7 protein-coding genes are annotated in these 7,971 nt (G+C 69.9%); 1 reads left to right on the top strand and 6 read right to left on the bottom strand.

The features are described from left to right. Positions 1-5: 5 nt before the first annotated feature. The 6 genes from ACFU99_RS24780 to ACFU99_RS24755 all read right to left on the bottom strand — a co-directional run bounded on the left by ACFU99_RS24780 (position 6) and on the right by ACFU99_RS24755 (position 6,509). Positions 6-743 (bottom strand): dienelactone hydrolase family protein, encoded by a 738-nt coding sequence (locus tag ACFU99_RS24780; protein ID WP_384395469.1) that lies wholly within the window; start codon positions 741-743, stop codon positions 6-8. 57 nt (positions 744-800) lie between these two features. Next, complete coding sequence (locus tag ACFU99_RS24775) at positions 801-2,951, bottom strand: MMPL family transporter (protein ID WP_384395467.1); 2,151 nt, start codon at positions 2,949-2,951, stop codon at positions 801-803. A gap of 151 nt (positions 2,952-3,102) precedes the next feature. Then, positions 3,103-3,813, bottom strand: coding sequence for a hypothetical protein (locus ACFU99_RS24770; protein WP_384395465.1), 711 nt, complete (start codon positions 3,811-3,813; stop codon positions 3,103-3,105). A 44-nt stretch (positions 3,814-3,857) separates the two neighbouring features. Continuing rightward, positions 3,858-4,370 carry a DUF6114 domain-containing protein gene (locus tag ACFU99_RS24765; protein WP_384395463.1) on the bottom strand — a complete coding sequence of 171 codons (513 nt, stop codon included), beginning with the start codon at positions 4,368-4,370 and terminating at the stop codon, positions 3,858-3,860. After that, on the bottom strand, positions 4,361-4,981 hold the full coding sequence (locus ACFU99_RS24760) for a DUF6230 family protein (RefSeq protein ID WP_384395461.1): 621 nt from the start codon (positions 4,979-4,981) through the stop codon (positions 4,361-4,363). The genes ACFU99_RS24765 and ACFU99_RS24760 overlap by 10 nt, the downstream gene beginning before the upstream one ends. 247 nt (positions 4,982-5,228) lie before the next feature. Continuing rightward, on the bottom strand, positions 5,229-6,509 hold the full coding sequence (locus ACFU99_RS24755; protein ID WP_384395459.1) for a cytochrome P450: 1,281 nt from the start codon (positions 6,507-6,509) through the stop codon (positions 5,229-5,231). Positions 6,510-6,739: 230 nt separating this feature from the next. Here ACFU99_RS24755 and ACFU99_RS24750 point away from each other — a divergent pair, with 230 nt between their 5' ends. Further along, positions 6,740-7,909 carry a steroid 3-ketoacyl-CoA thiolase gene (locus tag ACFU99_RS24750; protein ID WP_384395457.1) on the top strand — a complete coding sequence of 390 codons (1,170 nt, stop codon included), beginning with the start codon at positions 6,740-6,742 and terminating at the stop codon, positions 7,907-7,909. Positions 7,910-7,971: the final 62 nt, after the last annotated feature.

The following is a 7,971-nucleotide window of genomic DNA, read 5'->3' as shown; positions in this document are numbered from 1 at the left end:
TCACTTCACTTCTCCGTCAGATGCTCCCCGAAGAACGCGTCGATCCGCTGCCAGGCATCGGCCGCCGATTCCGGCTCCGGGCCGAAGCCGGTGATGCGCCGCATGACCGGCGCCAGCGCGCGCGGTACGTTCTCGGCGTCGCTCAGGAAGCTGTGCCCCGCCTTGGGGTAGAGCTTCACATCGTGCGTGACGCCGACGCGCTGGAGCGCCGACTCCAGCTTGGCCGCGTTGGCCCGGAACGGCTTGTCGCGCCCGCCGTAACTCGCGACGACGGGGCACGCGCCCTCCATCGCCTTGTCCAACTCCTTCGGCAGCTGCCCGTAGTTGGCCGCCGCCGCGTCGAACCGGCCCTGCCCGGCGAGTACGAGCGCGAAGCCGCCGCCCATGCAGAACCCGATGACGCCGATCTTGCCCGTGCACGAGGGCTCGGCGAGCAGCCACTGCCGCGACGCCTCGATGTCCGCGAACGCCGGGCCGTGCCCCTGCGCCAGCTGACGCATCGTCGGCACCATGCAGCGGATCGCCTTGCGGCCCGTATAGAGGTCGGGCATCAGCGCCAGGTAACCCGCCGCCGCCATCCGCTCGTTGAGCCGCAGATTCACCGCGTCCGCGCCGATCGCCTCGAAGATCACCACGACACCGGGCCAGGGGCCGGTCCCCTCGGGGCGGGCGAGGTGGCCCAACAGGCGGGGCGTGCCCGAGTGTTGGGCGCTGAGCGCGGAGAGGTCCACGTTTTCATTCATGGGCGCGACCGTACGCGAGGCACGGCGTGATCGGCAGAGCGGCGCCGCTTCCCGGACTCAGCCTGATGAAGGGGGTGGCGGAGGTGCTGCCGCGGCCGGTGTGGCGGGCTCGCGCTTCTCGTCGCCGTGCCCCGGCCACCACGCCGCGTGCCCGATCAGCGCCGTCAGGCTCGGCGTGAAGACCATCGCCATGACGAACGCCGACACCACAATGCCGAAGGACAGCGCGAACCCCATCTGGGAGAGCGTGGAGTTGCCCGCCAGCATCAGCGTCGCGAAGGTGCCCGCGAGGATCACGCCCGCCGCGGCGATCGTCGGCCCGGAGTGGCGGATGGCGGTGCCCGCCGCGTCGTGCGGGTCGCGGCCCTCGCGGGCCTCCTCGCGCAGCCGGGAGACCATCAGGATGTTGTAGTCGGTGCCGAGCGCGACGACGAAGAGATACATGATCACCGGGAGCATGAACATCAGCCCCGGCTGGCTGCCGATCTGCTGGAAGATGATCGACGTCGCGCCGAGCGTCGCGCCGAAGCCGAGGGCGACGGACAGCATCAGATACCAGGGCGCGACGAGGCTGCGCAGCAGCAGTCCCAGAATCACCATGATGCACAGCGCGGCGACGGGGAAGACCACCGAATAGTCGCGGTCCACCGCCTTGTTGATGTCGACGTAGACGGCGGTGATGCCGCCGACCAGCGCCTTCGTGCCCTGCGGGGCGCCGTCGTGCGCGGCCGGACGCAGCCGGTCCTTGACCGTCGACAGGGCCTCGTCGGAGGCGGGCGGGTCGGACAGGACGACGGAGTAGGAGACCGTCGAGCGGTCCGCGCTCGCCTTGGGAGCGGAGACCGAGCCGACGCCCTTGACCTTGCTCAGGTCCGTACGGAACGACGCGGCCTGCGCGTCGGTCAGCGGGCGGTCGTCGTTCGTGGAGAGATAGACCGAGGTGGGATCGACCGTGCCGGCTGGGAAGCCCTTCTGCATGTCCCGCATCGCCACCATCGACTCCTTGGTCTTCGGCAGCGAGGAGCCGGCGAGGTCGAAGTTGGCCCGGTAGCCCAGCGCGCCGACCGCCAGACCGCCCATGACCAGGGCGGATATCAGCGCCCAGACGGCGGGGCGACGGGCGATCGACTTCCCGAGCCGGGCGAAGGCAGTGCCCTTCGGCTCGTGCCGCCACGCCTTCGACGGCCAGAACACGCGGGTGCCCAGCAGCGACACCACGGCCGGTACGAGCGTGAGCCCGGCCAGCAGCGTCACGAACACCGCGATGGCGAGCGCGGGTCCCATCGACTTGAGCATGCCGAGCGTGGACAGCGCGAGCGCCGCGAACGCGACGATCACCGCGCCGGCCGCCGAGGTGATGGCCTCGCCGACCCGCTCCACGGCGTGCACCATGGCGCTCTTGGAATCCTCGCCGGCGCGCAGCGCCTCCCGGTACCGGAACAGCAGGAAGAGGATGTAGTCGGTGCCGACGCCGAAGAGCACGACGGTCAGCAGCTCCTGGACGGAGCTGTCCGCCTTCATGTCGAACGCCTTGTTGGCGGAGGCGATCAGTCCGGTGGCCATCGGCGAGATGAGGCCGATGAGGATGACGGGCAGCAGCGCGATGATCGGGCTGCGGAAGATGACCAGCAACAGCAAGATGATGATCACGACTGTGCCCGCGGCGACCAGCATCCCGGCCCGTTCGGAGGAGTCGCTCTCGTCCAGCGCCTGCGCGGCGGAGCCGGTGACGCCCGCCTTGAGGCCCGTACCGCGCAGATCCGGCTTCAGATCCTTGCGCAGCTCCTTGACGGCGTCCTGCGGGCTCTTGTCGGCGGGGTCGGTCACCTTGGGCATCGCGACCGCGGCGGTCTGCACCCGCTTGTTGGGCGAGGTCGAGCCGGCGGCGACGGCGTCGATGCCCTTGATCTTCTCCTTGTTCAGCGCGGCGGCGATCTTCGCCACGGACGCGCTGTCGCGGGCGGTGAGCCGCGCGCCGTCGGAGCGCTGGAAGACGATGATCGCGCCGATGTTCTGCTGCTGGGGGAAGTCCTTCTCCTGGACGTCCGAGGCCCTGATCGACTCGTAGTCGCCGGGGAGAAAACTCGCCTCGTCGCTGCTGGAGGTGAGCTTGGGGGCGAGCGAGATGACGGCCGCGGCGGCTATGACCCAGGCGAGGATCACCCACCACGGCCGGCGGACCACGAAGCGGCCCAGACTTGCGAACATGGCACAGCCTCCCGCTCGCCCCGACTCGGATCGTCGCGTCCCACCATCATGGGGTGGGGTGGGTGGCTTCGCGACTTGAATTCTTGGAGTCGGGGCGGGCGGGGCGGGTGAGCGTCGGGCGGCTGGTAGTCGGCCGGTGCCCAGCCGGTGCTCAGCCGGTGACGGTGATCTGCGACGCGGGGTCGGTCGTGTCCGTGACGTTGTACGTGGCGCTGAACGTCGAGGACGTGGAGCTGGTCGGGCAGCCGAAGCCGCCGACGACGTGGACCGGCACGGCCGCGTTCGAGAACCCGAGCTTCGACGGCGCGCCGTTGGTCCAGGTGCCGGCGATGTTCGCCGCGGCGCTGGGCGCGGCCGTCACGGTGCAGGAGGCCAGCCCGCTGGTCTGGAGGACGAAACCGCCGGTGGGGATCGTCAGGCTCGCGGAGACCGGGGAGCCGTTCTGCATGGCGACGCCCCAGTTGCCGCTGGTGGTGATGGAGGCGGTCACGCCGGGGAGGCTGGCGCTGCACGAGCTGAAGGTGGGCGCGTTGATGGCGTTCGAGACCGGGCCCGAGGGGTTGGTGTTGCCGGGGGTCGCCGGAACCTGGTTGTTGGCGCCGGAGCCGGGCGCGGAACTGGAGACCGTACACGTCACCGTCACGGCTCCGGCCTTGAAGGTGGCCTTGCCGGTCAGGTTGGCGGCGAAGTGGTGACCGGCCGGGGTGACGGTGGTCGAGGCCGGGGCGATGCCGGGGGCGGCGACGGGGGCCGAGGCGGGGGCCGCGGCGCCCGCGGTGCCGCTGAGGGCGAACGCGGCGGCACAGGCGAGCCCGGCGGCCGGGGCGAGGAGGGCGCGGGCGCGTAAGGGCTGGGGTCTCATCGGATCTCCTTGAGGGGTGAGGAGTGAGAGTTGGGGAGCGAGGGTCAGAGCTTGCGGAGGCTGGCGGGGCCGGCGTCGGTGGCGGGCGGTACGTCCAGGGGCTGGGTGTCGTCGGGCGGTGCCGCTCCGGGCGGCGAGGCGTCCTGGGGCGCGTCCGGTGGTGTGTGCGGTGACGCGTCCGGTGGTGCGCCCGGCTGTACGTCCGTACTCGGGAGCGGCTGCCAGGCGAAGATCAGGCCGCCGCCGACGATCCCGATGAGCGTCCCGACGAGGAAGCCGCCGAGGTTGGACATGACCAGCGCGGCGGCGGCCACCATCACCGTGACGATCCCGGCCAGCGACCGGTACTGCGGGGCGAACCAGGCGGCGAGCCCCATCAGGATCATGACCGCGCCCATGAGGACGGACGGGATGCCGGCGATGCCCTGATGGAGCATGACCTTCAGCGGCGCGAGCGGGATGGCGCAGATCTCGGCGCCCGCGACGATGGCGGCCAGCCCGCCCCAGAAGGGGCGGCCCCGGCGCCACTGCCGCCACCGGCCCCGGCTCAGAAGCATTCCTTCTTGCCCTTGGACACGTTCATGCTCAGGCCGGTGAGCTTGAACGTCGCGGCGTTGGTGGCCCACGCCGTCTGGTGGAGGTCGGTGATGTTGACGTCGTCGGCCTGCTGGGCGAACAGGTCCTGGAGGCCCTGCGCGCTGTCGGGGCCCTTGTCGAGCGTCGAGGCGTCGCGGCCGATCTCGATGTTGTTGAACGAGGCGTTGCCCGAGAGCTGGGTCGCGTCGACGAACAGGTTCTCGGCCTCGACGGGCTTGCCGCCGCCACCGGCGGAGAGCTTCAGGGAGATGTCCCCGATGACGGGCAGGTGGGTGACGACCGACTGGCAGAGATTGTGCAGCTCGGCCTTCTTGATGGCGGTCACGGCCACCGGCAGGAGATCGCCGCGGGCGTTGGTGTCGATGCTGCCGTACTGGGCGAAGCCGTCGCCCTTGAGGCTGGAGGCCGAGACCTTGAACTGCTGTCCCGACACGGCGAACGACGCCGCCAGTGCCCCGTTGGCGAGGGCGATGGCAAGCGCTCCCGTCACCGCGAACCCGGGCACGGACAGCACGGCGAATCTCCGCCACCTGACCCGGCCCGTCACCTGTCTGCCGTGTGCGTCTTTCATGTCGTATTGCCCCTTCGATGAACGTCGCGTAGCGCTGTCGAATCACGTGGGGGGAGCGGCGGCACGACCATGCGGTTGAGCTGCCGAACTGTGTGTAGGGGTCATGCCAACCGTGCGGTATACCCGAGAGTAAGTCCGCCAATGACCACTGGCAAGGTACGGGAACTCGGCTAATTGGGTTGAGGGTTGGGGGAGGGCTGTGGGGCGGTATCACCGAATACCGCCCCACCGAGCACCATCGCACCCCCTACGCGTAAGCCACCCCCATCTCCTTGATCCCGTTCAGCCAAGCCGACCTCAGCCTCCTCGGGGCCCCCGTCAAGCGGATGTCCGGGAGGGTGTCGGCGATGGCGTTGAAGATGAGGTTGATTTCGAGGACGGCCAGGGACTTGCCCAGGCAGAAGTGCGGGCCGCCGCCGCCGAAGCCGAGATGGGGGTTGGGGTCGCGGGTGATGTCGAAGAGTTCCGGGTGGTCGAAGACCTCGGGGTCGTTGTTGGCCGAGGCGTAGAAGATGCCCACGCGCTGGCCCTTCTTGATGCGGGCCCCGCCCAGTTCCGTGTCGTGGGCAGCCGTGCGCTGGAAGGAGACGACCGGGGTCGCCCACCGTACGATCTCCTCGGCAGCCGTCGCCGGGCGTTCCCGTTTGTACAGCTCCCACTGGTCGGGATGGGTGAGGAACGCGTGCATGCCGTGCGAAATGGCGTTGCGCGTCGTCTCGTTGCCCGCCACGGCCAGCAGCAGCACGAAGAAGCCGAACTCGTCCGAGCCGAGGTTGCCCTCGTCCTCGGCGGCCACCAGCTGGCTGACGATGTCCTTGGCCGGACACTCCTTGCGGGCGGCGGAGAGGTTCATCGCGTACGAGATGAGCTCCATGGCCGCGTTGGCGCCGACCTCTTCCGTGATGGCCAGCTCGGGGTCGTCGTACGCGATCATCTTGTTCGACCAGTCGAAGATCCTGGCCCGCTCCTCCTGCGGCACGCCGATCAGTTCGGCGATGGCCTGGAGCGGCAGTTCGCAGGCGATGTCGGTGACGAAGTCGCCGCGCCCGCTCTCCTTCGCCTCGGTCACGATCTTCCGGGCCCGGTCGCGCAGGGCGTCCTCAAGGGCCCGGATGGCGCGCGGCGTGAAGCCGCGCTGCACGATCTGGCGGACCCGGGTGTGCTCGGGCGGGTCCATGTTGAGCATGATGAGTTTCTGGACGTCGATCTGCTCGCGCTGGATGTGCTCGTTGAAGCGGATGATCGACGTGTTGAGCCCCGCCGAGTAGGTCTCCGGCTTGGTGGAGACCTCCTTGACGTCGGCGTGGCGGGTGACGACCCAGTACCCGTCGTCGTCGAAGCCCGCGATGCCGTGCGGCTGGGCGTTCCACCAGACCGGGGAGGTCTCCCGCAGCCGCGCGAACTCCGGGAGCGGCACCCGCTGGTGGTACAGGTCGGGGTCGGTGAAGTCGAAGCCTTCGGGGAGTCCGTGCGGGATTCCGTGGGGGATTCCTTCGGGCGGTCCTTCGGAATGTACTGGGCAGGACATCGGCCACTCCAGGTCTGACGGCCCATCAGAAGTTGGCCTGAAGGTAGTAACGAGTTCTATAGGTCGCAAGGGTCGCGGCGGCATCTGTTGCGTACCCGGCGCGGACGCGGTGCGTGCACGACCCTTGCGTACCGGGCCCGCCAGTCGTGAGACTGCGTGCAGAACTAGAACGGGTACTAGTTCTGCCGTGGGCGCCGGGACGCCCTGCGGACGCGAGGAGAGGACGAGTCATGGCCGCGGAACCCGTCATCGTCGAAGCCGTACGCACCCCCATCGGCAAGCGCGGGGGCGCGCTCGCCAATCTCCACCCCGCCTATCTGCTGGGCGAGACGTACCGCGAACTCCTGGCCCGTACGGGCATCCAGCCGGACTGCGTCGAGCAGATCGTCGGCGGCACGGTCACGCACGCGGGCGAGCAGTCCATGAACCCGGCGCGCAACGCCTGGCTCGCCATGGGCCTCCCGTACGAGACCGCCGCCACCACCGTCGACTGCCAGTGCGGCTCCTCCCAGCAGGCCAACCATATGGTCGCCAACATGATCGCGGGCGGTGTCATCGACATCGGCATCGGCTGCGGCGTCGAGGCCATGTCGCGGGTGCCGCTGGGCAGCGGGTCCAAGCACGGGCCGGGCAAGCCCTGGCCGGACGAGTGGAACGTGGACCTCCCCAACCAGTTCCAGGCCGCCGAGCGGATCGCCCAGCGGCGCGGGCTGACCCGCGAGGACGTCGACGGGCTCGGCCTCGCCTCGCAGCAGCGCGCGGCGGCGGCCTGGGCCGAGGAGCGGTTCAAGCGCGAGACCTTCGCCGTCCAGGTGCCCACCACCGAGGAGGAGCAGACGGCCGGGCAGGGCATGTGGCGGCTCGTCGACCGTGACGAGGGGCTGCGCGATACGAGCATGGAGGCGCTCGGCGGCCTCAAGCCCGTCATGCCGACCGCCGTGCACACGGCCGGGAACTCCTCGCAGATCTCGGACGGCGCGTGCGCCGTGATGTGGGCGTCCAAGCGGATGGCGCGGGCGCTGCGGCTGCGGCCCCGCGCCCGTATCGTCGCCCAGGCGCTGGTCGGCTCCGACCCGCACTTCCACCTCGACGGGCCCATCGACGCGACGCGCGCCGTGCTCGGCAAGGCCGGCATGGCGCTCAAGGACATCGACCTCGTGGAGATCAACGAGGCGTTCGCGTCAGTGGTGTTGTCCTGGGGGCGCGTCTTCGAGCAGGACATGGCGAAGGTGAACGTGAACGGCGGCGCGATCGCGCTCGGCCACCCGGTCGGCGCCACCGGGGCCCGGCTGATCACCACCGCGCTGCATGAACTGGAGCGCAGGGACAAGGAATTCGCGCTGATCACGATGTGCGCGGGCGGTGCGCTGGCCACGGGGACGATCATTCAGCGGCTGTGAGCTCGGCGACTGTGAGCCCAGCGGCTGTGATGCTGTGGGGCGACGGCTGAGAGGGCCGACGT

The sequence above is a fragment of the Streptomyces sp. NPDC057654 genome, from assembly GCF_042800135.1.
Taxonomy (GTDB): Bacteria; Actinomycetota; Actinomycetes; order Streptomycetales; family Streptomycetaceae; genus Streptomyces.
This window is presented reverse-complemented; position numbering and strand designations above follow the sequence as displayed.

Coding starts and splice junctions, on each gene's coding strand:
- ACFU99_RS24750 (WP_384395457.1), top strand. CDS start 6,740: ATGGCCGCGGAACCCGTCATCGTCGAAGCCGTACGCACCCCCATCGGC.
- ACFU99_RS24765 (WP_384395463.1), bottom strand. CDS start 4,370: ATGCTTCTGAGCCGGGGCCGGTGGCGGCAGTGGCGCCGGGGCCGCCCC.
- ACFU99_RS24755 (WP_384395459.1), bottom strand. CDS start 6,509: ATGTCCTGCCCAGTACATTCCGAAGGACCGCCCGAAGGAATCCCCCAC.
- ACFU99_RS24760 (WP_384395461.1), bottom strand. CDS start 4,981: ATGAAAGACGCACACGGCAGACAGGTGACGGGCCGGGTCAGGTGGCGG.
- ACFU99_RS24780 (WP_384395469.1), bottom strand. CDS start 743: ATGAATGAAAACGTGGACCTCTCCGCGCTCAGCGCCCAACACTCGGGC.
- ACFU99_RS24770 (WP_384395465.1), bottom strand. CDS start 3,813: ATGAGACCCCAGCCCTTACGCGCCCGCGCCCTCCTCGCCCCGGCCGCC.
- ACFU99_RS24775 (WP_384395467.1), bottom strand. CDS start 2,951: ATGTTCGCAAGTCTGGGCCGCTTCGTGGTCCGCCGGCCGTGGTGGGTG.